Source organism: Arthrobacter sp. AL12 (assembly GCF_029960645.1).
Classification (GTDB): Bacteria; Actinomycetota; Actinomycetes; order Actinomycetales; family Micrococcaceae; genus Arthrobacter.
On the sequence record NZ_JASBQY010000002.1, the window covers coordinates 173,084 to 195,595 of the forward strand.

General features: G+C 68.9%; 22 protein-coding genes. 10 read left to right on the forward strand and 12 right to left on the reverse strand.

The features are described 5' to 3' along the window. Positions 1 to 64 precede the first annotated feature (64 nt). Positions 65 to 2,182 carry a transketolase gene (gene tkt, locus QK291_RS03575; RefSeq protein WP_282379481.1) on the reverse strand — a complete coding sequence of 706 codons (2,118 nt, stop codon included), beginning with the start codon at positions 2,180 to 2,182 and terminating at the stop codon, positions 65 to 67. 517 nt (positions 2,183 to 2,699) lie between these two features. Between tkt and QK291_RS03580 the strand changes: the two genes are divergently transcribed. Further along, positions 2,700 to 3,662 (forward strand): heme o synthase, encoded by a 963-nt coding sequence (locus tag QK291_RS03580; protein ID WP_282379211.1) that lies wholly within the window; start codon positions 2,700 to 2,702, stop codon positions 3,660 to 3,662. Between the two features lie 121 nt (positions 3,663 to 3,783). Here QK291_RS03580 and QK291_RS03585 read toward each other — a convergent pair whose 3' ends face one another. From QK291_RS03585 to QK291_RS03595, 3 genes are read right to left on the reverse strand one after another with little or no spacing between them, the layout of a single operon-like run. Continuing rightward, positions 3,784 to 4,728, reverse strand: coding sequence for a COX15/CtaA family protein (locus QK291_RS03585; protein WP_282379213.1), 945 nt, complete (start codon positions 4,726 to 4,728; stop codon positions 3,784 to 3,786). 7 nt (positions 4,729 to 4,735) lie between these two features. Then, positions 4,736 to 5,545 carry an ABC transporter permease gene (locus QK291_RS03590; RefSeq protein ID WP_282379214.1) on the reverse strand — a complete coding sequence of 270 codons (810 nt, stop codon included), beginning with the start codon at positions 5,543 to 5,545 and terminating at the stop codon, positions 4,736 to 4,738. Next, entirely contained in the window at positions 5,542 to 6,510 is a 969-nt protein-coding gene (locus tag QK291_RS03595; protein WP_282379216.1) for an ABC transporter ATP-binding protein, read from the reverse strand. The genes QK291_RS03590 and QK291_RS03595 overlap by 4 nt, the downstream gene beginning before the upstream one ends. Before the next feature lie 302 nt (positions 6,511 to 6,812). Between QK291_RS03595 and QK291_RS03600 the strand changes: the two genes are divergently transcribed. From QK291_RS03600 to QK291_RS03625, 6 genes are all read left to right on the forward strand, one after another. After that, positions 6,813 to 7,592: a MarR family transcriptional regulator gene (locus tag QK291_RS03600; RefSeq protein ID WP_282379483.1), complete on the forward strand. Its 780-nt coding sequence runs from the start codon at positions 6,813 to 6,815 to the stop codon at positions 7,590 to 7,592. Then, positions 7,592 to 9,055 carry a Fe-S cluster assembly protein SufB gene (gene sufB, locus QK291_RS03605; RefSeq protein ID WP_282379218.1) on the forward strand — a complete coding sequence of 488 codons (1,464 nt, stop codon included), beginning with the start codon at positions 7,592 to 7,594 and terminating at the stop codon, positions 9,053 to 9,055. Before QK291_RS03600 ends, sufB begins: the two co-directional genes overlap by 1 nt. Then, the gene (gene sufD, locus QK291_RS03610; protein WP_282379220.1) at positions 9,055 to 10,341 is read left to right on the forward strand and encodes a Fe-S cluster assembly protein SufD; all 1,287 of its coding nucleotides are present in this window, start codon (positions 9,055 to 9,057) and stop codon (positions 10,339 to 10,341) included. The genes sufB and sufD overlap by 1 nt, the downstream gene beginning before the upstream one ends. Positions 10,342 to 10,372: 31 nt before the next feature. Next, positions 10,373 to 10,732 (forward strand): non-heme iron oxygenase ferredoxin subunit, encoded by a 360-nt coding sequence (locus tag QK291_RS03615; RefSeq protein WP_024365476.1) that lies wholly within the window; start codon positions 10,373 to 10,375, stop codon positions 10,730 to 10,732. Between the two features lie 89 nt (positions 10,733 to 10,821). Then, positions 10,822 to 11,619 (forward strand): Fe-S cluster assembly ATPase SufC, encoded by a 798-nt coding sequence (sufC, locus tag QK291_RS03620; protein WP_024365477.1) that lies wholly within the window; start codon positions 10,822 to 10,824, stop codon positions 11,617 to 11,619. Positions 11,620 to 11,632: 13 nt separating this feature from the next. After that, on the forward strand, positions 11,633 to 11,965 hold the full coding sequence (locus QK291_RS03625; RefSeq protein WP_069951673.1) for a metal-sulfur cluster assembly factor: 333 nt from the start codon (positions 11,633 to 11,635) through the stop codon (positions 11,963 to 11,965). A 246-nt stretch (positions 11,966 to 12,211) separates the two neighbouring features. On the opposite strand, the gene QK291_RS03630 is transcribed toward QK291_RS03625, so the two are convergent. Next, positions 12,212 to 13,099: a neutral zinc metallopeptidase gene (locus tag QK291_RS03630; RefSeq protein ID WP_282379227.1), complete on the reverse strand. Its 888-nt coding sequence runs from the start codon at positions 13,097 to 13,099 to the stop codon at positions 12,212 to 12,214. 58 nt (positions 13,100 to 13,157) lie between these two features. Between QK291_RS03630 and QK291_RS03635 the strand changes: the two genes are divergently transcribed. Continuing rightward, positions 13,158 to 14,582: an AMP-binding protein gene (locus tag QK291_RS03635; protein WP_282379228.1), complete on the forward strand. Its 1,425-nt coding sequence runs from the start codon at positions 13,158 to 13,160 to the stop codon at positions 14,580 to 14,582. After that, on the forward strand, positions 14,575 to 15,780 hold the full coding sequence (locus QK291_RS03640; protein WP_282379229.1) for a thiolase family protein: 1,206 nt from the start codon (positions 14,575 to 14,577) through the stop codon (positions 15,778 to 15,780). Before QK291_RS03635 ends, QK291_RS03640 begins: the two co-directional genes overlap by 8 nt. 278 nt (positions 15,781 to 16,058) lie before the next feature. On the opposite strand, the gene QK291_RS03645 is transcribed toward QK291_RS03640, so the two are convergent. The 3 genes from QK291_RS03645 to QK291_RS03655 are packed head-to-tail and all read right to left on the reverse strand — an operon-like array spanning position 16,059 to position 18,225. Next, positions 16,059 to 16,730 (reverse strand): energy-coupling factor transporter transmembrane protein EcfT, encoded by a 672-nt coding sequence (locus QK291_RS03645; RefSeq protein ID WP_282379230.1) that lies wholly within the window; start codon positions 16,728 to 16,730, stop codon positions 16,059 to 16,061. Continuing rightward, on the reverse strand, positions 16,727 to 17,539 hold the full coding sequence (locus QK291_RS03650; RefSeq protein WP_282379231.1) for an ABC transporter ATP-binding protein: 813 nt from the start codon (positions 17,537 to 17,539) through the stop codon (positions 16,727 to 16,729). The genes QK291_RS03645 and QK291_RS03650 overlap by 4 nt, the downstream gene beginning before the upstream one ends. Further along, the gene (locus QK291_RS03655) at positions 17,536 to 18,225 is read right to left on the reverse strand and encodes a biotin transporter BioY (protein WP_282379233.1); all 690 of its coding nucleotides are present in this window, start codon (positions 18,223 to 18,225) and stop codon (positions 17,536 to 17,538) included. Before QK291_RS03655 ends, QK291_RS03650 begins: the two co-directional genes overlap by 4 nt. Before the next feature lie 321 nt (positions 18,226 to 18,546). On the opposite strand from QK291_RS03655, the gene QK291_RS03660 reads away from it, so the two are divergent. Continuing rightward, entirely contained in the window at positions 18,547 to 20,145 is a 1,599-nt protein-coding gene (locus QK291_RS03660) for an ABC-F family ATP-binding cassette domain-containing protein (RefSeq protein ID WP_282379235.1), read from the forward strand. Between the two features lie 69 nt (positions 20,146 to 20,214). Here QK291_RS03660 and QK291_RS03665 read toward each other — a convergent pair whose 3' ends face one another. From QK291_RS03665 to QK291_RS03680, 4 genes are read right to left on the reverse strand one after another with little or no spacing between them, the layout of a single operon-like run. Then, a complete protein-coding gene (locus QK291_RS03665) occupies positions 20,215 to 20,682 on the reverse strand; it encodes a YbaK/EbsC family protein (protein ID WP_282379237.1) in 468 nt (155 codons plus the stop codon). A gap of 12 nt (positions 20,683 to 20,694) precedes the next feature. After that, positions 20,695 to 21,585, reverse strand: coding sequence for an SURF1 family protein (locus QK291_RS03670; RefSeq protein WP_282379239.1), 891 nt, complete (start codon positions 21,583 to 21,585; stop codon positions 20,695 to 20,697). Then, positions 21,586 to 21,834 carry a hypothetical protein gene (locus QK291_RS03675; RefSeq protein WP_282379240.1) on the reverse strand — a complete coding sequence of 83 codons (249 nt, stop codon included), beginning with the start codon at positions 21,832 to 21,834 and terminating at the stop codon, positions 21,586 to 21,588. Then, a complete protein-coding gene (locus QK291_RS03680) occupies positions 21,831 to 22,367 on the reverse strand; it encodes a DUF3099 domain-containing protein (RefSeq protein ID WP_282379241.1) in 537 nt (178 codons plus the stop codon). The genes QK291_RS03675 and QK291_RS03680 overlap by 4 nt, the downstream gene beginning before the upstream one ends. Positions 22,368 to 22,512 lie beyond the last annotated feature (145 nt).

The window sequence follows — 22,512 nt, forward strand, 5'->3', positions numbered from 1 at the left end:
CTCCTGAAGTCTGGGGCCGCCGCCCTTGTGTTGGGGCGGCGGCCCGGAAAGCGTGAAGTTGGGGTCAGGCCGGAAGGCCGGCGAGGGATTCCCTGGCTGCGGCGGCAACGGCCTCCGCGGTGATGCCGAATTCCTGGAACAGGCGCTTGTAGTCCGCCGAGGCGCCGAAGTGCTCAAGGCCGATGGAACGGCCGGCGTCGCCGACGAATTCCTTCCAGCCCAGGGCGAGCCCGGCCTCGACGGACACCCGTGCCTTGACTGCCGCCGGGAGCACCGTTTCGCGGTAGGCGGCGTCCTGCTTGTTGAACCACTCCACGCACGGCATCGACACCACGCGGGTGGGGATCCCCTCTGCCTGGAGCGCTTCGCGGGCGTGCACGGCCAGCTGGACTTCCGAGCCGGTGCCGATCAGGATGACCTGCGGCTCGGCGGTCCGGCCGTTGGCCGACGCCTCCGCCAGGACGTAGCCGCCCTTGGCGACGCCGGCGGCGGAGCCGAAGGTGTCACCCTCGGCGTCGGACGTTCCGCGGGCATAGGTGGGAATGTTCTGGCGTGTCAGCACGATGCCGGCAGGGTTCCCGTGGTTCTCGAGCATGACCTTCCAGGCCGCCGCGACCTCGTTGGCGTCGCCCGGGCGGACGACGTCCAGGCCCGGGATGGCCCGGAGCGTGGCGAGCTGCTCCACCGGCTGGTGGGTCGGTCCGTCTTCGCCGAGGCCGATCGAGTCGTGCGTCCAGACGTACAGCGACGGGACCCCCATGAGGGCACCGAGGCGGATCGCCGGGCGCTGGTAGTCGCTGAAGATCAGGAACGTGCCCGAGAACGCGCGGGTGCGCCCGTGCAGGGAAATGCCGTTCACGATCGACGCGGCGGCGTGCTCGCGGATGCCGAAGTGCAGCACCCGTCCGTAGGGGTTGCCCTTCCAGGCGGCCGTGGAGCGGGAGGCCGGGATGAACGACGGCGAGCCCTCGATGGTGGTGTTGTTCGATTCGGCGAGGTCGGCGGAGCCGCCCCACAGCTCCGGCATCACCGGGCCGATCGCGTTCAGGACCTTGCCCGACGCGGCGCGGGTGGAGACGTCCTTGCCGGCTTCGAAGACCGGCAGGGCGGCGTCGAGCTCGGCCGGGAGCTTTTTCGCCTCGACGCGTTCGAGCAGCGCGGCGGCCTCGGCGTTGGACGACTGCCAGGCCTCGAAGGCTGTCTGCCATTCGGTGCGGGCGGCCGCGCCGCGGTCCGCGGCTTTCCGGGCGTGGGCCAGGACGTCGTCATCGACCTGGAAGGTGCGCTCCGGGTCGAAGCCGAGGACCTTCTTCAGCGCGGCGACTTCCTCGGCGCCGAGGGCGGAGCCGTGAATCTTGCCGGTGTTCTGCTTCTTCGGGGCCGGGTAGCCGATGATGGTGCGCAGCGAAATGATGGACGGCTTGCCCGTCTCGGCCTTCGCGGCGAGGAGCGCGGCATGCAGTTCCTGCACGTCCTCCTTGTATTCCCCGGTCCGGGTCCAGTCCACCCGCTGGGTGTGCCAGCCGTAGGCCTCGTAGCGGGCCAGGACATCCTCGGTGAAGGCGACGTCGGTGTCGTCCTCGATCGAGATGTGGTTCTCGTCGTAAATCACCACGAGGTTCCCGAGCTCCTGGTGCCCGGCGAGGGAGGAGGCCTCAGAGGTCACGCCTTCCTGCAGGTCGCCGTCGGAGGCGATGACCCAGATGGTGTGGTCGAACGGGCTGGTGCCCTCAGCGGCGTCGGCGTCGAACAGCCCACGCATCCGGCGCTGGGAGTAGGCGAAGCCGACGGCGGACGCGAGGCCCTGGCCCAGCGGGCCGGTGGTGATCTCGACGCCGGCGGTGTGCTTGTATTCCGGGTGGCCGGGGGTCAGCGAACCCCAGGTGCGCAGCGCCTCAAGGTCCTTCAGTTCCAGGCCGTAGCCGGAGAGGAAGAGCTGGATGTACAGCGTCAGGGAGGTGTGCCCGGGGGAGAGGACGAAACGGTCCCGTCCCAGCCAGTCGGGGTTCTTCGGGTCGTGCCGCATCAGCTTCTGGAAGAGAAGGTAGGCGGCCGGAGCCAGGCTCATGGCGGTGCCGGGGTGGCCGTTGCCGACCTTCTCCACCGCGTCGGCGGCGAGGACACGGATGGTGTCCACGGCGCGCTGGTCCAGGCTGGTCCAAGACAGTTCTTGCTCTTCCAAATTTGGCACGAAAACCGGGCCCCTCTCTGTGCTGATGGCGGGTGGTATGGTCAGTCCCGTCCGGGGCACAGTTCGGTGCCCGCTGCGGTACGTACCAGCCGTTCACCATCGAAACGTTGATCTATCCTTCAGCGGCGCGCGCCGGGACACACCTGCATAAATCTGCAGGAAGGTGCATCCAGCACTGGGGAAGCCTTTTGGCCGTTCCTGTGCGCGCTGATCTGCAGACAGCTTAGCCCTATTCCACCGGGCGGGTGCGGTATATCTCACCAATTGGACCGGATTTCGGCTTATATGAATCACCGGCGTCCGCGGCGGCTGTGAGCCCGCGTTAATATGTTCGAATCACGGCTCCCCGCCGGCAGTGTTCCCGGGACCCGCCGCGCTGTGCCTGCACGGTATGATGGTTCGTGGCTACCAACGGGGGCGGGGACACGCCTGTGCGCTGCGCGAGGACCCCTCCGATATGCAACCCGCGTTGCGGAACCAGCCGGACTGAACAGCCAGACAGAACAGAGTGACTGCCACCGTGAGCACAACAGATACGCCGCTGAACGCCTCTCCCATCCGCGGAAGAACCGGCTTCGCCCGCAAAGCCAAGGCCTATCTGGCGCTCACGAAACCCCGCGTCATCGAGCTCCTGCTGGTCAGCACCCTGCCGACCATGATCTACGCCGAGCGCGGCTTCCCGTCGATCGGCCTGATCGTGGCAACCCTGGTCGGCGGTGCCTTTGCCGCCGGCAGCGCGGGCGCCTTCAACTGCTATATCGACCGGGACATCGACAAGCTCATGCACCGCACCGAGAACCGGCCGCTGGTCACCGGCGAGGTCACCCCGCGTGAGGCGCTGATCTTCTCCTGGCTCCTCGGCGCGGCGGCGATCGCGATCCTCTGGTTCGGCGCCAACCCGCTCGCCGCCTGGCTCGGCGTCGGCGCCATCGTCTTCTATGTGGTCATCTACACGATGATCCTCAAGCGCCGCACGGCGCAGAACATTGTCTGGGGCGGGGCGGCCGGCTGCTTCCCGGTGCTGATTGCCTGGGCCGCGGTGACCAACACGGTCGAGTGGCCCGCCGTCGTGCTCTTTATGGTCATCTTCCTGTGGACGCCGCCGCACTACTGGCCGCTGTCCATGCGCTACGGCGAGGACTACCGCAACGCCAACGTGCCGATGCTCGGTGCGATCGCCGGGGCCAAGGTTGTTTCCGTCCAGGTGGTCCTGTACGCGTGGGCCATGGTGGCGTGCTCGCTGCTGCTCGTCCCGGCCGGCGGCGCCGGCTGGGTCTACACCGTCACCGCGGTACTCGCCGGTGCCTGGTTCCTCTTCGAATCGCACGGCCTGTACAACCGGGCGCAGGCCGGCGACGTGTCCAACAAGGGCGCCATGAAGGTCTTCCACGGCTCGATCAGCTACCTGACCCTGCTCTTCATCGCCCTCGCCGTCGACCCGTTCATCGGTTCCCCCCTCATGGGCGGCTAGCCCCAGCCCTCCGCGACACACCAACGCGGGGTCACTTGCGGCCCCATTCCGGGCGTCCGGATGGACCGCAAGTGACCCCGCGTTGTTTTGTACGACGGTGCGTGCGGCCGGGGTGTTGCGGCTACTTGACCGGGCTGCTGCGGGCCAGGTCGGCGGCGTTGGTGGCCGCGCTCATCAGCAGGGCGGCGGCGAGCATGTGCGCCGCGACCAGGAGCGCCGGGATGCCGTTGTAGTACTGCGTGAAGCCGATGGCGGCCTGCAGCACTGTGACGCCCAGAAGCATCATGACGGCGGTGCGGAACGGGCCGGGGGTCCGGTCGCGGATGACGAGGTACAGCGCGAACAGCGCCCCGGCGGTCACCAGGTAGGCCGGCACGGCGTGGATGTGCGAGAACAGGTCCCAGTCCAGGTTGTTGCGCGGCGCATCGGCGTCGCCCGCGTGCGGGCCCGCTCCGGTGACCACAACACCCAGGCAAACGGCCAGGGCGGAGAACAGCGCGACGGCGGTCATCAGCGGGCGCGCGACACCCGGCAGGGCCGGCAGTTCAGCGACCCGGAAGCGGCCCGTCCGCCCGTAGGCACGGTTGACCAGCAGGGTGGCCACGACCACCAGCGCCATGGAGACCAGGAAGTGCAGGCCGACGACCCAGGGGTTCAGCTGGGTCAACACCGTGATGCCGCCGATGACGGCCTGCGCCGGGATGCTGGCGAGCAGGCCGAGGGCCAGCAGGAAGAGGTCGCGCCGTTCCCTGCGGAGGTTCCAGAGGTACACCAGCATGGCGACGGCGACGGCGGCCAGCGCGAACGTCAGGAGGCGGTTGCCGAACTCGATGATGCCGTGGATGCCCATTTCCGGGGTGTTCACGAGCGACGCGTCCGTGCAGCGCGGCCAGGTGGGGCAGCCCAGGCCCGAGGAGGTCAGGCGGACCGCGCCGCCGGTCACGATCAGGACGGTCTGGCCGATCAGGGACAGCACCGCCAGCCGCTGCACCGTCTTGTTGACCGTGACGGGCAGCCAGGCGATGTTCCGGGACGCGGTAAGGGGAGGGCGGGAGGCCGTGCTCACAGATTTCTCAATTCCATTTGAACCATCGGGTGGCTGCGCCGCCGGCGATCGCCGTCCAGAGCAGCAGGACAAGTACCGGGACAGGACTGACGGTCCCGGACAGGAAGGCTTCGCGCATGGCCTGTCCCAGGGCGCCGGAGGGGAGGAACTGCACGATCGACTCCAGCAGGGCGGGCAGCCGTTCGGCCGGGATCACGATCCCGCCGAGGGCACCGAGCAGGATCCACAGCAGGTTGGTGATCGCGAGGGTCGCCTCCGGACGGACCGTTCCGGCGACGAGCAGGCCCAGCGCGGTGAAGGCCGCCGCACCGAGCACCAGCAGCACGAGGCCCGGGGCCCAGCCCAGCGGATCCGGCTGCCAGCCCAGCAGCAGGGCCACGGCAGTGACCACCAGCACCTGCAGCGCCAGGACCGCAAGGACCGCAAGGATCTTCCCGGCGATCAGCCCGGTACGCCCCAGGGGAGTGGTGGAAAGGAACCGCAGGACCCCGTAGCGGCGGTCAAAACCGGTGGAGATGCCCTGGCCGGTGAACGCGGTGGACATGGCACACAGCGCGAGGATCCCGGGCACGGCAACATTGATCCGGCTCGCGCCGAACCCGTCCAGCAAGGGCGTGACCGTCAGGCCCACCATGGCCAACAGCGGCAGCACGACCGCCAGGATCAGCTGTTCGCCGTTTCTGAGCATGGTGACCGTCTCGTACTTCCCCTGCAGCACGATGCGCCGCAGCAGTGGCGCCGGGGCGCTCCCGAGGGTGCGGGCCGGCGCGGCGCTGCCGGGCCGTGCGCTGCCCAGAGCGGCACTGTCGCGGGTCATCGGATCTCCCTTCCGGAGATGTCGAGAAAGACGTCCTCAAGGCTGCGGGCTTCAAGGCTCAGCGAGCGGGGCATGATTCCCCGCGCAGCCCACCACGCGGTGATCGCCGCGAGGTCCGCGGCGGTCAGCGCGCCGGTGGCGGCGTAGCTGCCGGCCCGTGCCTCGGTGACGTTGACGCCGTCGGGCAGCACCCCGGTGAAGTCCAGCCCGGGGTCGGCCTCGAACAGCAGGGTGCGGATGTGCTGCTCCCCGGCCTCCGGCGGGAGGGGGTGCTGCAGGAGTTGGGCGACGGTCCCCTCGGCCACATTGCGGCCGGCGTCGATGATGTAGACGTAATCGGCGAGGCGCTGGGCGTCGTCCATGAGGTGGGTGGTCAGGACGATCCCCATCCCGCGGTTCCGGAGTTCGGAGATGAGCTCGAACACAAGCTGGCGCGACTGCGGGTCCAGGCCGGCGCTCGGCTCGTCCAGGAACAGCACCTCGGGGTTGCCCACCAGCGCGGCCGCGAGCGCGAGCCGCTGCTTCTGCCCGCCGGAGAGCCGCCGCACGGACGTCCGGCTGAAGGAGTCGATGCCCAGGCGCTCGATGAGCTCCCCGACCGGCCACGGGTCCTGGTACATCCCGGCAACATGCTTAAGCAGCGGAATGGGGCGGGCCGACGGCGGCAGACCGCCGTCCTGCAGCATCACCCCGACGCGGGCCCGCAGCGCGGCCCCCGCGGTGTCCGGGTCCTCGCCGAGGAGGCTGATGCTGCCGTGCGTGCGTTTCTGCAGACCCTGCGCGCACTCGATGGTGGTCGTCTTTCCCGCGCCGTTGGCCCCCAGCAGGGCCGTGACCTGTCCGCGTTCGGCGACGAGGGAAAGGCCGCTGACCACGCGCAGCATTTTGCCGTCGAGGGTGGGCAGCGGCCCAACATCCTTGACTAGCCCGCTGATGGACAGGACGGGGGATTCGGGGGATCGCACCACAGCATTCTACGGGATGTAGTACGTGCCGTTCCGGCCGTCGGCGGGACCCGGGCCGGGGAACGGCGCGCGGGGGCGGCTCCGGGGTGCCGCTCCCGCAGGGGACCGAAGATCTGCAGGGGGCCAAAGATAGCCATGCCTTACTGGTCCGGGGGACTAAATTACGACATGATTGTGTTGTGTATTCCATGAGCCCCTCAACTTCTGTTGCGCCCGCCGGGCGCGGCCGTCTGCGTGCGGCGTCGACCGCCGCGTCGGCGCCAGCGGAATCGGTGACACCGGGACCAGTGACACCGGGATCCATGGCCGCCCAGGCGGCGACCGCTTTCCCGGCGGTCGACGCCGAAGAGCGCACCCGGGACCGCGTACTGAACGCGGTACTGGAACACGGCCCCATCAGCGCCGCCGAACTCGGCGACCTGCTGGGTTTCACGCCAGCCGCGGTCCGGCGGCACCTGGACCACCTCTCACGCAGTGGCGTGATTGAGGTCAAGCGCGCAGCCCGCGCCGGCGCCGGGGCAGGGCGCCCCGCCCGCCGCTATGTCCTGAGTTCCCAGGGGCAGTCCACGCTGGGCAACGACTACCTGGACATCGCCACCCTGGCCCTGCAGCGCCTCGGCGAAATGGCCGGGCCCGACGCCGTGCGGCAGTTCGCCGTCGAACGCTTCGGGGAAATGGAACGCCGCTACGCGCCGGAGATCGACGCCGCCGGCCCGGACATCACCGCCCGCGCCCGGGCGCTGTCCGAGGCGCTGAGCCGCGACGGGTTTGTGGCCTCCACCACCTCGATCGAGGCCAAAGCCCCCCTGCCGGCGGCACTCTCCAGCGTGCAGCTCTGCCAGGGACACTGCCCCATCCAGCAACTTGCGGCGCAGTTCCCGGTGTTCTGCGACGTCGAGACCGACGTGTTCTCCCGGCTGGTCGGCGTCGACGTCCGCCGGCTCTCCACGCTGGCACGCGGCGGGCACGTCTGCACCACCCACATACCTACAGGCCGTCCGGCGGCCAGGGGGCCTCACAGCCCCGCAACCACCCCGGGCAGCCTGGACGAAGTATCCAACCATCTGCAAGAAAGGCCGTGATGACGGACCAACTATCAGAGAAGAAGGTTGCTGAATCCACTGTGATTTCGGAGATTCTCGAAAAGAATCCCGAGCTCCACGGAATCGGAACCTATGAGTACGGCTGGTCCGACAAGAACGACGTCGGAGCCAACGCCCGCCGCGGCATCAACGAGGACGTCGTCCGCGACATTTCGGCCAAGAAGAGTGAGCCGAAGTGGATGCTGGACCTGCGCCTCAAGGGTCTGAAGTACTTCGACCGCAAGCCCATGCCGACCTGGGGCGCTGACCTCTCCGGCATCGACTTCGACAACATCAAGTACTTCGTGCGGTCCACGGAGAAGCAGGCCAACACCTGGGAAGACCTGCCCGAGGACATCCGGAACACCTACGAGAAGCTGGGCATCCCGGAAGCCGAGCGCAGCCGCCTCGTCTCCGGTGTCGCCGCCCAGTACGAGTCCGAGGTCGTCTACCACCAGATCCGCGAGGACCTGGAACAGCAGGGCGTCATCTTCCTGGACACGGACACCGCGCTGCGCGAGCACCCGGAGATCTTCCAGGAGTACTTCGGCACCATCATCCCGGTGGGCGACAACAAGTTCGCTTCGCTGAACACGGCCGTCTGGTCCGGCGGTTCCTTCGTGTACGTGCCCAAGGGCGTCCACGTGGACATCCCCCTGCAGGCCTACTTCCGCATCAACACGGAAAACATGGGCCAGTTCGAGCGCACGCTGATCATCGCGGACGAGGACTCCTACGTCCACTACATCGAGGGCTGCACCGCGCCAATCTACACCTCGGATTCGCTGCACTCCGCCGTGGTGGAAATCATCGTGAAGAAGGGCGCCCGCGTCCGCTACACGACCATCCAGAACTGGTCCACCAACGTGTACAACCTGGTCACCAAGCGCGCCATCTGCGAAGAGGGCGCCACGATGGAGTGGATCGATGGCAACATCGGCTCCAAGGTCACCATGAAGTACCCGGCCGTCTACCTCGTCGGCGAGGGCGCGAAGGGCGAGACCCTGTCCATCGCATTCGCAGGCGAAGGCCAGCACCAGGACACCGGCTCGAAGATGGTCCACATCGCGCCGAACACCAAAAGCTCCATCGTTTCCAAGTCCGTGGCCCGCGGCGGCGGCCGCGCCGCCTACCGCGGCCTGGTCCAGGTCCGCGAAGGCGCCAAGCACTCGGCCAACACGGTCCGGTGTGACGCGCTCCTCGTGGACACCATCAGCCGTTCGGACACGTACCCCTACATCGACATCCGCGAGGATGACGTCACGATGGGGCACGAGGCCACGGTGTCGCGGGTCAGCGAAGAGCAGCTGTTCTACCTGATGTCCCGCGGCATGCGCGAAGACGAGGCCATGGCGATGATCGTCCGCGGCTTCATCGAGCCGATTGCCCGTGAGCTGCCGATGGAATACGCCCTTGAGCTGAACCGCCTGATTGAACTGCAGATGGAAGGATCGGTCGGTTAATGACTGACATCACTACTGAAAAGGCCCGCATCGGCGCGCCCTCAGCCAAGCCGTTCATCAACGGCTTCACGGAGGAAGGCGAAAGCCTTTCACCGCTGAACGCCAGGGAGTCCAAGGCCCCGCTCGCCGGCGAGGCCGTCAAGCGGCACTCGCACGGCGGCGGCGTCGGCATTCCGGACAGCTCACGCGCCGGACGACTGACCTCCTATAAGCTCGCGGACTTCAAGCCGCTGACCGGCATGGAGGAGGACTGGCGCTTCACCCCGCTCAAGCGCCTTCGCGGCCTGCACACCGAGGTCCTCAACGGCACCGCACCGTCCGTGAGCGTCACCGCCCCGGACAGCGTCACCGTTGAGACCGTCGGCCGTGAGGACCGCCGGATCGGCTCCGCCGCGATCCCCGAGGACCGCGTCTCCGCGAACGCCTGGGAAAACTTCACCGAAGCCACCGTCATCACGGTCCCGGCCGAGGTCCAGGTCGACGGCGAGGTCAGCGTCCTGCTGACCGGCCAGGGCACCGCGGCCTCCGCCCAGCACGTGGTGATTGTCGCGGAGAGGTTCTCCAAGTCCGTTGTCGTCCTGGACCACCAGGGCACCGCGGTCGTGGCGGAGAACGTCGAGATCCTCGTGGAGGACGGCGCGCAGCTGACGGTCATCTCGCTCCAGGAATGGAACGACGACGCCGTGCACGCCTCCTCCCAGCAGGTCAAGCTCGGCCGCGACGCCAAGTTCAAGCACATCGTCGTCAGCCTCGGCGGCGACCTGGTGCGGGTCACCCCGTCGGCCCGCTTCACCGCCCCGGGCGCCGAAGTGGAACTGTTCGGCCTGTACTTCGCCGACGCCGGCCAGCACCTGGAGCAGCGCCTCTTCGTGGACCACGCCGTCGCGAACTGCAAGTCCAACGTCCTGTACAAGGGCGCCCTGCAGGGCCGCAACGCGCACACCGTCTGGGTGGGTGACGTCCTGATCCGCAAGGAAGCAGAAGGCACCGACACCTATGAGGCAAACCGCAACCTGGTCCTCACCGACGGCGCCCGCGCCGACTCCGTGCCGAACCTGGAAATCGAGACCGGCCTGATCGCCGGCGCCGGCCACGCCAGCGCCACCGGACGGTTCGATGACCAGCACCTGTTCTACCTGATGGCCCGCGGCATTCCGGAAGAGGTGGCCCGCCGTCTGGTGGTCCGCGGCTTCCTGAACGAGATCATCCAGCAGATCAAGGTTCCCGCCATCGAGGAGCGCCTCACAGCCGCCGTCGAACGCGAACTCGCGGCAACGAACCACTAGTTCGCAGCACTAGAGAACACGGAAAGCATCAATGACTGAACAGCCAAGAGGCGAGCTCGTCTGCAACGCCAGTGAGATCCAACTCAAGCAGGCGCTGCGGATCCTGGTCGACGACTACCCTGTCGCGATCGTGAAGGACTCGATGGGCGAGATCCATGCCATCGGCGACACCTGCTCGCACGCCGACATCTCCCTTTCCGAGGGTGAGGTGGAAGGCTGCAAGATCGAGTGCTGGGGCCACGGCTCCCAGTTCGATCTGCGCAGCGGCGAGCCGCTCCAGCTGCCGGCCTATGATCCTGTCCCGGTTTTCGCCGTGACCGTCCTGGATGACGAGGTCTACGTGGACTTCACCAACGTCCTGAACGGCGCCGAGGCCCCGAACTTCAGCTAGCTGCCGGCAGCCGGCAACCCGCACAACAGAACTTATCGACAAGAAACCGCACAGTGCCGGAGGGCACCGTGCAGAGGAGAACAAGGCATATGTCTACTCTTGAGATCAAGGACCTGCACGTCAGCATTGACACCGAGCAGGGCACGAAGGAAATCCTGAAGGGCGTCAGCCTGACCATCCGGACCGGCGAAACCCACGCCATCATGGGTCCGAACGGTTCCGGCAAGTCCACCCTGGCGTCCACCATCGCCGGGCACCCGCGCTACAACGTCACCTCCGGCACCATCACGCTGGACGGCGAAGACGTCCTGGCGATGAGCGTGGACGAGCGCGCCCGCGCCGGCCTGTTCCTGGCCATGCAGTACCCCGTCGAGGTTCCCGGCGTCAGCATGACGAACTTCCTGCGGACCGCCAAGACTGCCATCGACGGCGAAGCACCCAAGCTGCGGACCTGGACCAAGGACGTCAAGGCCGCCATGGCGCAGCTGCGCATCGACGCCGACTTCACCCAGCGCAACGTCAACGAGGGCTTCTCCGGCGGCGAGAAGAAACGCGTCGAGATCCTTCAGCTGGAACTGTTCAAGCCCAAGTTCGCCATCCTGGACGAGACCGACTCGGGCCTGGACGTCGACGCGCTCAAGGTCGTCTCCGAGGGTGTCAACCGCGCCCACGCCGAGGGCAAGATGGGCACCTTGCTCATCACGCACTACACGCGGATCCTGCGTTACATCAAGCCGGAATTCGTCCACGTGTTCGTGGACGGCCAGGTAGTGGAAGAGGGCGGCCCGGAGCTCGCCGACCGCCTCGAAGAAGAAGGCTACGACCGCTACGCCACCGGCGCCGGAGCAGCCACCATCGCTGCCGCGTCCGCTGCAGCACAGGCCTAGTTAGGACATCACCATGACCGAACTCAATGTGGCCCGCACGAGCCTCGAGGATGTCGAAGAAGCACTCAAGGATGTGATCGACCCTGAACTGGGCGTGAACATCGTTGACCTCGGGCTGCTGTACGGACTGAAGTACTCAGACGACGACGGCGCCCTGCTGATCGACATGACGCTCACCACGGCCGCCTGCCCGCTCACCGATGTGATCGAGGAGCAGGTCGGCAAGTCCCTGGATGGTGTCGTCGACGAATGGCGCCTCAACTGGGTCTGGATGCCGCCGTGGGGTCCGGAGCGGATCACCGAGGACGGCCGCGACCAGATGCGCGCGCTGGGCTTCAACATCTAGATCCCCACCGCCTCCCTTGCCTCGCTTCGCTCGGCCAGGGAACCCTCCCCGCTACCTCCCCAATCTCGCACGCTCGTTTGGGGCCCCTCGGTAGCGTGGGCCCAGGCGGCGGAGGCCCCTGACATGAAAACGACGGCGGCAGGTCCCCTTCCACGGAAGGGGACCGGCCGCCGTCGTCGTTCATCGATTGCTCCGTAGCGGCCCTTCAGGGACCCCTAAACGGCAGTTACGGAGCAGCGGACCGGGTTACGGGGTGGCGACGGCGAAAGTGTCGCACTGGTTGATGTCGCCGGTTGTGTAACCCCGGTAGAACCACTGCTGCCGCTGCGCGCTGGACCCGTGGGTCCAGGACTCGGGCGAGACCCGGCCGGTCGTCGCCTGCTGGATCCGGTCATCGCCGACAGCCGAGGCGGCCGACAGGGCGTCCTGCAGGTCCTTCTCCGTCAACGGATCAAGGAACGGCAGCCCGGTCTTGGGGTCCTCCTGGGTGGTGGCGTAGCGGACCCACAGTCCGGCGTAGCAGTCGGCCTGGAGTTCCACCCGGACAGCCCCCGATTCCGGTCCCTGGGGATCCTGCTGGGCCTGGTCGAGGTTCCCGAGCACGTTCTGGATGTGGTGGCCGAACTCGTGGGCCACCACATACTCCTGTGCGAGCGGTCCGCCGGAGGAGCCGAAGCGGTCCACCAGCTCCTGGAAAAAGCCCGGGTCGAAGTACGCGGTGGTGTCCGCGGGGCAGTAGAAGGGCCCCACCTCCGACGTCGCGGCGCCGCATCCGGTGTTGGTGCCGCGCGTGAAGATCACGGTTTCCGGCTGCGGGTACTGCTTGTTGTACTGGGCGAGGTAGGCCGGCCAGAAAGCGTTCAGGCTGTTCACCGTGCCGACGATCCGGCAGTCCAGGCGGGCATCCGCGTCGGCGCCGCTGGCGCAGGCCGGAGCCGTGCCCTGGCTCTGCGCTCCGGGGTCCTGCGTGGTGCCGGCCAGGCCTTCGAGCAGGCTCGGATTGATACCGAGCAGCGCCGCGATCAGCAGGATAATGCCGCCGCCGATCCCGCCGCCGACTTTGGCGCCGCGGCCCATGCCGCGCCGGTCCTGGACCTGCGAGGGATCCAGTTGGACGTTGTCATTAAAACTCATGCTGTCACAATATCGCGTCCCCGCTTTCGGGCCGCCCCGGCCCGGTAAAGTTGGTCTGATGCCTTTTCTCGACAGACTCCAGCGCTGGGCCGATGACCGCCCCGATGGCACCGCCGTCGTCGTGGCCGGCCAGCGCCTGAGTTGGGACGAACTGCGGGACACCGCCGCCGGCCTCGTGCCGGGGACCTCCGCCGTGACCGTTTTGTCCGAGGAAAACTCCCTGCACTTCGCCGCGGCATTCGCGGCCGCCGTCGCCGGGGAGCGGCAATGCGCCGTGCTGGACCCGGCGTGGCCGCAGCCGCTGCAGGACAGCATCAGGGACCGGATCCGGGAGACCGTTCCGGCCTCGGCAGCACCCATCTCCGTTCCGGGACTCGCGGACGGGCCGGACCTCGTCGACGGGCCGCCGGGCACCCCGTTCCTGCTCGGCCTGACCTCCGGCACCACGTCTGTCCCCAAAGCCTTCAGCCGCTCGCGCCGGTCCTGGCAGCTGTCCTTCGACGCGTCGGTGGAATTCTTTGGCCTGGCCGCTGACGACAGGACCCTGGCACCGGGGCCCCTCGCGGCCAGCCTGAACCTCTACGCCCTGGCCGAATGCCTGTACGCCGGCTCGGAGTTCCACACCCTGGCCCGGTTCGACGTCGGCGACGCCCATGCCGCCGTCAGCCACGACGGCATCACGCGGCTGGTCCTGGTCCCTACGATGCTGCGGATCCTCAGCGAACGCGGACTCAGCGGCGGGGTCGACGGCTCGGGCATCCGCAGCATCATCTGCGCCGGCTCAAAACTGGACGCCCGGACCCTGGAAGCCGCCCGCCGCTGGGCGCCCAACGCGACCATCTTCGAGTACTACGGCGCCTCGGAACTCAGCTTCGTCTCCGGCGCCGGCCTCGCCCCCGGCCAGCAGCCAGATCAGCGCGGCACCGGGATCGGCAAGCCGTTTCCCGGCGTCGAGATCCGCATTCTCGACGACGGCGGGGCCCGGCTGCCGGACGGCACCGACGGCAACATCTGCGTCCGCAGCGGCATGGTCAGCGACGGCTACCTCTGGGGCGACGACGGCCAGGCCCTGCAGAGCTTCGAGGGCTGGCACACGGTGGGGGACCAGGGCTACCTCGACGGCGAGACCCTGCACATGCTGGGCCGCCGCTCGGACATGATCATCACCGCCGGCACCAACGTCTACCCGCATGAGGTCGAGCTGGCCCTGGCCTCCGTCCCCGGCGTGGCCGCCGCCGTGGCCGCGGGCCTCGCGGACGAACTCCGCGGCCAGAAGGTCGTCGCCGGCATCGTCCCCTCGCATGGCGGGCTGACCGCCACCCAGCTCAAAGCCGGCGTCGAGGACGTGCTGGCACGGACCAAACGGCCGCTGGACTACTTCGCCCTGGCCGAGCTTCCCCTGACAGACCGCGGCAAGCTCAGCCGGGAGCTGCTGCTCGACTGGATAGCCCGCGGCGACCCCCGGATCCGGCGCCTTGGCTGAGGCCCCTCCGCGGAGACTCCCCGACGACCGGCAGCCGGTCATCATCGCCGCCCGGCGCACCCCGATCTGCCGCGCCCACGGCGCCCTGAAGACACTGCACGCCCATGAACTGCTGGCCCCCGTGCTCCGCCGCCTGCTCGCCGACACCGGCGTGGCCCCGGCATCGGTCGCGGATGTCGTGATCGGCAACGCCGTCGGCGGGGGCGGGAACGTGGCCCGGCTCGCTGCCCTTGAGGCCGGCCTGCCGGTCAGCGTCCCCGGCCTCACGGTGGACCGGCAGTGCGGGTCCGGGCTCGACGCGATTGCCCTGGCCGCCGGGCTCGTGGCCGTCGGCGGCGGCGGCGTGTACCTGGCCGGCGGCGTGGAGAGCATCAGCACGGCACCTCTCCGGGCCCGCCGGGACGCCGGCGGCGCCCCGGAATTCTTCGCGCGGGCGCAGTTCGCACCCCTCGGCCTGGGCGATCCGGACATGGGGGTGGCCGCCGAAAACGTGGCCGCACGCTTCGGGGTCAGCCGGGAACGCCAGGATGAGCTGGCGCTGCGCAGCCACCGGCGCGCCCTGGCGTCCGCCGCCGCAGGGTTCTTCGACGCAGAGACCGTCCCGCTGCCCGGGGTGCCCGGACCTGACGGCCCCCGTACGGTCAGTGCCGACGACGGGCCGCGGCGCGGGCTGACCGCCGCCGTGCTGGCCCGGTTCCCTCCGGTGTTCGCCGCCGGCGGGACCGTCACCGCCGGGAACTCCTGCTTCGACGCGGACGGAGCGGCCGCCGTCGTGATCACCTCGGTGGAACGCGCCCGCGGGCTCGGCGCCGCCGACGGCCTCCTCGTGCGGGGCACGGACACGGCCGGCGTGGACCCGCAGCTGCTGGGCATCGGGGCGGCCCGCGCGGCCCGGCGCCTGCTGGAAAACAGCGGGGTCGCGGCCGCGGAGCTGGGGCTGGTCGAGTTCAACGAGGCGTTCGCATCGCAGACGATCGCGTGCCTGGAGGCGCTGGGCATCGCCCCCGAACGCGCCAACGTCGACGGCGGCGCCCTGGCCTTGGGGCACGCCTACGGGGCATCCGGCGCCGTGCTCGTCACGCGGCTGCTCGCCCAGGTGCGCCGCAGCCCAGCCGGGGGGCAACTGGCCCTGGCCCTGGTCAGCATCGCCGGAGGCATGGGCACCGCCGCGCTGCTGGAGTACCGCAGCCTCGCCTAGCCCGGTCCCGCTCCCGGCTCCGGGGGACATGCCCATTTTGGGGCCCGGCCAGTGGACATAGTGGGTATATGTCCGCTCGCCGCGCGGTGGGGGGCGCATGTCCGGTGGTCCCGCGGCTTCCGAGCCCAGCCGCTCACCACTCCTCCGGGGGACATGCCCATTTTTGGGCCCGGCCAGTGGACATAGTGGGTATATGTCCGCTCGCCGCGCGGTGGGGAGCGCATGTCCGCTGGGGAGGCAGGTCCGGTGGGGGCTCGGGGTCCGGTGGGGGCTCGGGGTCAGGGGACCGCATATCCCGCGGCGGGGGCGGTGGGTGGTGCATGCTCCTCCGTGTCGGCCTCGCCCAGGCCGCGGGCGGCGAGGGCATCGCCGGTCTGCCGGGCGAAGGCCACCGTGGTGATGAAGACCGGGAGGATCAGGGCCCGGGGGTTGCGCTCCAGCCCGCGGGCCCGGGCGGAGTCCCGGACATCGCTGTAGGCGCCGGCGATGAAGGGGATGCTGCGCAGCATGATCGCGATGGTCAGTGCGAAACGCTCCGGGTCCGCACCGAACCGCTGGAACGGCTTCGCCAGGGAAGCGACACCGTCCAGCAGCCGCTGCACCGCGGTGGTGGCCGTGAGGACGGACGCCGCCACAATACAGACCAGCACGTTCAGGACAATCCGCGCTGCGGTCGGGCCGCCGAGCTGCCACCACTGGAGGAGCCCGATCGCCGCCAGGACCGGCAGCACGGGCCGGACCGCCCGGAACAGCCGCGACACACCCGCCCCGCTGAGCAGGAACAGGGAGCACATCACGGCCAGGGCGGCGGCCGCGGCGGCCCAGTCCACAATCAGGAACGACGCCATGCCGCAGCCGACGACCAGCAGGAACTTCAGCCACAGCGGCGCACGGTGCAGCAGGGAGCTGCCCGGCACATAGTTGGCCAGCAGGAACCCGTGGCCGCTCACGGCTGCCCCGGACGCGGCGCCCGCTGCGGACTCTCGAGCACCGGCAGCACCGGCAGCACCGGCAGCACCGGACGTGCCGCGTCCGCCGCTGCCCCGGTTGCCGGGAGCCCCGCCGCGCACAGCGCACGGTAATGCGCGACGGCGTCGGCCGGCCCGCCGTCGAACACCACCGCCCCGGCGTCGACCACAAGGACCCGGTCCAGGTCCAGTGCGAGCTCCAGGTCGTGGGTGGAAAGAATGACCTGCTGGCTCAGCCCGGCCAGGGTGCGGCGCAGCAGCTCCCGGTTGCGCAGGTCCAGCAGGGTGGACGGCTCGTCCAGGACCAGCACCTCCGGGTCCACGGCGAGGACCGCGGCGAGGGCCAGGAGCTGGCGCTCCCCGCCGGAGAGCTCGTAGATGCTCTGGTCGGCCAGCGGCAGCAGCCCGAAGCGGTCCAGGGTTGACTCCGCCTGGCGGCTGCGTTCGCGGGCGTTCCGGACCGAGCGGCGCAGGGACAGTTCCACGTCCTCCCTCCCGGTCGGCATGACAAGCTGGGACAGCGGGTCGGTGAAGACGAAACCGACGCGCCGGCGCACCTCCCGGACCGAGCGGGCCGTGTCCCACTTGTCCACCGTCACGGTCCCGCTGCTGGGCAGCACGAGTCCGTTGAGGAGCCGCAGCAGGGTGGACTTGCCGGAGCCGTTGGCGCCGATGATGCCGATCCGCTGCTCGGTGAGCCGCAGGGTCAGCTCCGCCAGCAGGGTTTTCGGCGCGGGGCGGCCGTCAACCGCCACCCGTACCGCAACCCGGTCCAGCGCGATGAGACTCACGGCCGGTGAACCACCGTGGCGTGCGGAGCGAATGTGCCGGCCGGGGCACCGGCCCCGGACCGGATGCGGCGGATCAGCAGATCCGGAAATGCCTTGTGCAGGGCCAGGGCAATGGTCACGGCCAGTACGTTCTTGATCACATCTCCCGGGTAAAAGACCAGGTCCACGAGGAACGCCTTCGAGAGGTCCAGCTTCGCGTTGACCATCATGCCGAGGATGCCCAGGCCGTGGACGAAGATGATGCTGCTCACCATCGCGGCCGCGAAAAGCAGGACCGCGCGCAGCCGGCCGGGACGGCCCGCCGTCCGGCGCAGCACGAGGACGGTCAGCCAGCCCGCCGCCGTCGCGGCAACGACGAAACCGATGATGTAGCCCGCCGAGGGGCCGGCCAGGACCCCGAGCCCGGCGCGTCCGCCGCTGAAGATCGGCAGCCCGGCGAGACCGAGGAGAACATAGAGCCCGACGGCGGCGAACGCCCTGCCGGGGCCCAGGGCCAGGCCGGTGAGCATCACAGCGAGCGTCTGCACCGTGATGGGCACGCCCATCCCGGCCACCGGAATGGCGGCAATCAGGGCGGAGCTGGCCACGAGCGCGGCGAAGACCGCGATCAGTCCGAGGTCGGTGGCGTTCCAGCGGTTCCGTTGCCGGGCGGGGGTGGCGGCTGCGCTGCCGGTGCTCTGCGTCATGGGGAGTTCCTATCGGGAGTAAATCGGTTCTGCATCTAAATCTGACTCTACGAGCATGCAGGGGCGGGTTTTTTGTAGGTCCTCCACTATCCGGGGGACCGATCGCTGGAGGGCCGCACCATAGCCTCCCGTGGTTCCGGGCAGCGCCAGGCGGGCGCCGCCGCCGTCCGGTGTTTCCGGCCGCGGGCGTGGGACTTGTCAACGGGCGGAGGCTGGGCCGGTAGACTTAGGCAGGCCGTTCTCTCGGCCACACTGCCCCGGCCCCCTCCAGATACCACCGTTGTGCCGCGGCGTTCCCTGTTGTGAAAGGCCTTAGCTGCATTGATTACCGTCCAGGATCTCGAACTGCGCGCCGGCGCCCGCCTCCTTATGGACCAGGTGAGCTTCCGGATCGACAAGGGAGACAAGATCGGCCTTGTTGGCCGTAACGGTGCAGGCAAGACCACGCTGACCCGGGTGCTCGCGGGCGAAGGCCTGCCCGCCGGCGGAAAGGTCACCCGCAGCGGAGAGATCGGCTACCTGCCGCAGGACCCCCGGACCCCGGACATGGAACAGCTGGCCCGCGACCGGATCCTGTCCGCCCGCGGTCTGGACATCGCCGTTGGCAAACTCCGGCAGTCCCACGAGGACATGGCCAGCGACGACGCCGAGGTCCAGCGCAAGGCGATGAACCGGTACGACCGGCTCGAGTCCGAATTCCTGGCTGCCGGTGGCTACGCTGCCGAGGCCGAGGCCGCAGCGATCTGCTCCAACCTCGCCCTCCCGGACCGGCTGCTGAACCAGCCGCTCAAGACCCTTTCCGGCGGCCAGCGCCGCCGCGTGGAGCTCGCCCGCATCCTGTACTCGGACGCCGAAACGATGCTCCTGGATGAGCCCACGAACCACCTCGACGCCGACTCCATCACCTGGCTGCGCGAGTTCCTGAAGAACCACCAGGGCGGCCTGATCGTGATCAGCCACGACACCGAGCTGCTCGAGGCCACCGTGAACAAGGTGTTCCTGCTCGATCCGAACCGTGCGCAGATCGATTTCTACAACATGGACTGGAAGCGCTACCTCCAGCAGCGCGAAACCGATGAGCGCGCCCGCAAGCGGGAGCGAGCCAACGCGGAAAAGAAGGCCCAGGTCCTCTTCGACCAGGCCAACAAGATGCGCGCCAAGGCGACCAAGGCCGTCGCCGCGCAGAACATGGCCAAGCGTGCCGAACGCCTGCTGGGCGGCCTCGAAGCCGTCCGCGCGACCGACCGCGTGGCAGCCCTGCGCTTCCCGGATCCCTCGCCCTGCGGCAAGACCCCGCTCACCGCGGACGGCCTCAGCAAGTCCTTCGGTTCGCTGGAGATCTTCACCGACGTTGACCTCGCGATCGACCGCGGCTCCAAGGTGGTCATCCTGGGCCTCAACGGCGCGGGCAAGACCACCCTGCTGCGGATGCTCGCCGGCGTCGACAAGCCCGACACCGGCCAGGTCGTTGCGGGCCACGGCCTGAAGGTCGGCTACTACGCCCAGGAGCACGAGACACTCGACGTGGACCGGACCGTGCTGCAGAACATGCGCTCCTCCGCCCCGGACATGAACGACGCTGAAGTGCGCAACATCCTGGGCTCGTTCCTGTTCTCCGGCGACGACGTCGACAAGCCCGCCGGTGTGCTGTCCGGTGGCGAGAAGACCCGCCTGGCCCTGGCCACCATCGTGGCCTCCAGCGCGAACGTGCTGCTCCTCGATGAGCCCACCAACAACCTCGACCCCGCCAGCCGCGCCGAAATCCTCGGCGCCCTGAGCAACTACACCGGCGCCGTGGTGCTCGTCAGCCACGACGAAGGTGCCGTTGAGGCGCTGAACCCGGAACGCGTTGTGCTGCTGCCCGACGGCATCGAGGACCACTGGAACGAAGACTACCTGGACCTCATTACCCTCGCGTAGCCCACGCACCGACTGGCAGGTGTGGCCGTTCAGAGCCCTCGAAACTGCCACAGCTGCGAGGCAGTTGGGTCAGCGGACGGGCATCTCTTCGGCGGCGGTGATTCTCTGTAGCTCCTCGTAGCTGATGGAGAACATCGAGTGGTGGTCTCCTGCCCCGGCCCAGAGGACCTGGTGGAATTTCAGGGACTCGTCCAGCAGGGTCTTGATTTTCTCCGGATGCCCGACCGGGGCGACGCCGCCCACTTCCTGGCCGGTGTGCTCCAGCACGAACTCGGGGGAGGCGCGGCGGATTCTTCCGGTGCCCAGCTGTGCGGCGACCTTCCGGACATCGACTTTGGCGGCGCCGCTGGCCAGGATCAGCAGCGGGGCGCCCTCAAGGTCGAACACGAGGCTGTTGGTGATCGCCGCGACCTCGCAGCCCAGCGCCGCAGCCGCCGCGGCCGCCGTCGGGACGGTCGAAGCGAACACCGTCACGGTGTCCTCGGCGCCGAGCACGCTCAGCGCGCGCTTCACCCGGGCCACCGGCTCAGGGACCACGGCGGCCACTCCTCAGAACCCCTGAGCGTCCAGGATGGCGTCTTCCTCATCCTCCGCGGTGGCGTTCTTCCGTTTGCGGGGGACAGGACGACGGCGGGCCACCGGGCCGCTGGAGTGCATAAAGGCGGCGGCAGAGTCTCCGTCTCCGGACTGGGCTTCGGCGTCCTCGGCGTCGATGGCGGCGTTCCGGGCCTGCTGGCGGGCCGCGTAGCCAAAGCCGATGAACATCAGCACGCCGAAGGCGAACCACTGCAGCGAGTAGGACAGGTGGGTGCCCTCCTCGGTGGAGGGCTTGGGGAACGGGAAGGGCATGTCCGCTGCTGCCGGGCTCTCCGAGGCCAGCTGCCCGTACGCGCCCGTCAGCAGGGGGTAGCCCAGCTCCGCGGAGTAGCCGGCGAGATCGATCGAGGCCAGCTGCCCTTCCGGGGCGCCGCGCTGGAGCTCAGGCTCGGCAGGTTTGAGCCTGGCGACGACGGTCACGGTCCCCGGCGGGGGTGCAGGAACCGCGTCGGGGCTGCCCGGATTGTTGTTGCCGATCGGCAGCCAGCCACGGTCAATCACGACGGTCTCGCCGGTGAGCAGCCTGAACGGGACGACGACTTCGTAGCCGGGCTGGCCGTTAAGCGGGCGGTTGCGGACGATGCGCTGCCCGGCGACGTCGTAACGGCCCTTCAGCTCCACCTGGGTCCATTCGCGTTCCGCCGCCAGCGAGCTGAACTGGTCCTTGACCTGGGCGAACGGCACGGGCGTGGCGGAGTAGTTCGACGTGACCCGGTTGATTTCGGCGAGCGTCTCGGCGCGGCGGTCCATCTGCCAGCGGCCCAGTCCGACGCACGCCGCGGCAAAAATCGCGGCCAGCAACAGATACCCCAGCCACTTGCTGGAGAAAAGAAAACGGTACATTCAGCTTGCCCTGCCTGCCGGGTTTAATGCCACGGTGTCCTTCCAGAGCCCGCGGGTCTGCAGATAGTCCTCGAGCCAGGCCCGGTGCTCTCCGCAGGCCAGCCAGATCTTGCGCCGTTCGGGGGTGTGGATCTTCGGGTTGTTCCAGAGCAGCTGCCATTCGGCGCCGTGCCGGCACGCTTTACGGGAGCAGACGGCTTCCGCCGGTCCGGGGGCCCCGCCGTTTCCGGTGAGGTCAAGGATCTTCATGACGCGGCCCGTCCGTGTCCGCCGTCGTCTCCGCCGGGGGCGCCGGGGCCTCCGGGGGCGCCGGGGCCTCCGGGGGCGCCGGGGACTTCAGGACCGCCGCGGCCATCTGTCGGAGCGTCATCTTCGTCGACGAGTTCGCCCTGCAGCAGCGTCATCGACGGGTCGTCCGGCACCGCGCCGCCCTGGCCGGCAAGCCCGGCGGCCGGTGCATCGAGCTGGGCCAGCGGCGCGGAGTCCAGCAGCGAGTCGGCATGAACTTCCGCCGTGTCGCTTCCGTTGGCGATGATGACGGCAAACCAGGGCAGGAACACGGCCCCGATGACCGGGAGGATCCTCAGCCAGCCGTCCACGACAAAAATCAGGATCAGGCACACCATGCGGATACCCATCGCCACGGCGTACTTGATCATCCGCTGGCGCATCTCTTCAGAGTGCGCGGCGGCGGCGTCCGTGATGCTGTGAACCTCGGAATCACCGGACGGTTCTTCCGGGCTCCCGGGCACAGGAACACCGGGTCGGTTTTTTAGTGTCAAGGCTGTCAGATCACGCTCCCAAGGCTTACTCCAATTCTCTCACCAACGGGAGAGCCGCCCAAACGCGGGCGGCACCGGGCGCTAAGATCGGAGGCAGGAAAAACCCGCCCCCAGCGCGGCGCCGCCCCGCCGCAGAATTCCGGAG

Excerpts from the sequence above, each read along its gene's own strand:
- QK291_RS03655 (WP_282379233.1), bottom strand. The coding sequence starts at position 18,225 with ATGACGCAGAGCACCGGCAGCGCAGCCGCCACCCCCGCCCGGCAACGG.
- sufD (WP_282379220.1), top strand. The coding sequence starts at position 9,055 with ATGACTGACATCACTACTGAAAAGGCCCGCATCGGCGCGCCCTCAGCC.
- QK291_RS03630 (WP_282379227.1), bottom strand. The coding sequence starts at position 13,099 with ATGAGTTTTAATGACAACGTCCAACTGGATCCCTCGCAGGTCCAGGAC.
- QK291_RS03615 (WP_024365476.1), top strand. The coding sequence starts at position 10,373 with ATGACTGAACAGCCAAGAGGCGAGCTCGTCTGCAACGCCAGTGAGATC.
- QK291_RS03675 (WP_282379240.1), bottom strand. The coding sequence starts at position 21,834 with ATGAAGATCCTTGACCTCACCGGAAACGGCGGGGCCCCCGGACCGGCG.
- QK291_RS03590 (WP_282379214.1), bottom strand. The coding sequence starts at position 5,545 with ATGACCCGCGACAGTGCCGCTCTGGGCAGCGCACGGCCCGGCAGCGCC.
- QK291_RS03600 (WP_282379483.1), top strand. The coding sequence starts at position 6,813 with ATGGCCGCCCAGGCGGCGACCGCTTTCCCGGCGGTCGACGCCGAAGAG.
- sufC (WP_024365477.1), top strand. The coding sequence starts at position 10,822 with ATGTCTACTCTTGAGATCAAGGACCTGCACGTCAGCATTGACACCGAG.
- sufB (WP_282379218.1), top strand. The coding sequence starts at position 7,592 with ATGACGGACCAACTATCAGAGAAGAAGGTTGCTGAATCCACTGTGATT.
- QK291_RS03670 (WP_282379239.1), bottom strand. The coding sequence starts at position 21,585 with ATGTACCGTTTTCTTTTCTCCAGCAAGTGGCTGGGGTATCTGTTGCTG.
- QK291_RS03625 (WP_069951673.1), top strand. The coding sequence starts at position 11,633 with ATGACCGAACTCAATGTGGCCCGCACGAGCCTCGAGGATGTCGAAGAA.
- QK291_RS03635 (WP_282379228.1), top strand. The coding sequence starts at position 13,158 with ATGCCTTTTCTCGACAGACTCCAGCGCTGGGCCGATGACCGCCCCGAT.